Origin of the sequence: Streptomyces sp. NPDC016469 (genome assembly GCF_040632905.1) — a bacterium.
Classification (GTDB): Bacteria; Actinomycetota; Actinomycetes; order Streptomycetales; family Streptomycetaceae; genus Streptomyces.
On the sequence record NZ_JBEYCQ010000127.1, the window covers coordinates 1 to 1,162 of the forward strand.

The 1,162-nt window shown below is 70.3% G+C and carries 1 protein-coding gene; it reads left to right on the plus strand.

Annotation, left to right across the window (positions count from 1 at the left end):
- The coding region (locus ABZ565_RS35730) for a type I polyketide synthase (RefSeq protein WP_361036486.1) at positions 1 to 1,162 on the plus strand (1,162 nt) is incomplete at both ends.

Below are 1,162 nucleotides of genomic sequence, written 5' to 3' on the forward strand. Positions count from 1 at the left end.
GTGGAGCTGCTGACCGAGCAGCGTGCCTGGCCCGAGGCCGAGCGGCCCCGCCGTGCGGCGGTGTCCTCGTTCGGGATCTCCGGCACGAACGCCCACGTCGTCCTGGAACACGCCCCCGAGCCGGTTCCCGCCGAGCAGGGTGCGGGACCGGGGTTGGTGCCGTGGGTGGTGTCGGGGCGCAGCGCTGAGGCGTTGCGTGCGCAGGCGGGCCGGCTTGCTGAGTTCGTACGCGGTTCGGATGCGTCGCTGCTGGATGTCGGGTACTCGCTGGCGTCGGCCCGCACCGTCTTCGAGCACCGCGCGGTCGTCGTGGGCGCGGACCGGGAAGAGCTGATCGACGCACTGGAGAAGGTCCGGGACAGCCTGCCGGCGGCCTCCTCGGCTCCGGTCGCCGGGCCGGCGCGGACGGCGTTCTTGTTCACGGGGCAGGGGTGCCAGCGTCCGGGGATGGGCCGGGAGTTGTATGAGGCGTTCCCGGTGTTCGCCCAGGCTTTCGACGCGGCGTGCGCGTATTTGGACGGGCATCTGGGCCGGTCGCTGAAGGATGTGGTGTTCGAGGGTGATCCGGTCCTGGATCAGACCCGGTTCACCCAGGCCGCACTGTTCGCCCTTGAGTCGGCTCTGTTCACGCTGGTCTCCTCGTTCGGGGTGCGGCCCGATGCGCTGATCGGCCACTCGATCGGCGAGGTCAGCGCCGCGTGGGCGGCGGGGGTGTTCTCGCTGGAGGACGCGTGTGCGCTGGTCGCGGTACGGGGCCGGCTGATGCAGGCCGCCCGCGCGGGCGGAGCGATGCTCGCCATCGCAGCCCCGGAGACGGAGGTGGTCCCGGAGCTGATTGACGGCGTGTCCCTCGCTGCGGTGAACGGCCCCGCAGCGGTCGTGGTCTCCGGTGACGCGGACGCGGTCGGAGTCCTGGAGGAGCTGTTCCGAGGGCGTGGAGTGAAGGTGAAGCGGCTCACCGTGTCCCACGCCTTCCACTCCGCCCACATGGACACAGCACTGACCGAGTTCGAGGAAGCGATCCGCTCCCTCACCTTCAACGAACCGCAGATCACGGTCATCTCGAATGTGACCGGCCAGATAGCTGATGAGCTGACCAGCCCCGCCTACTGGGCGCGTCAGATCCGTGCGGCGGTCCGCTTCGCCGACGGCATCCGCACTC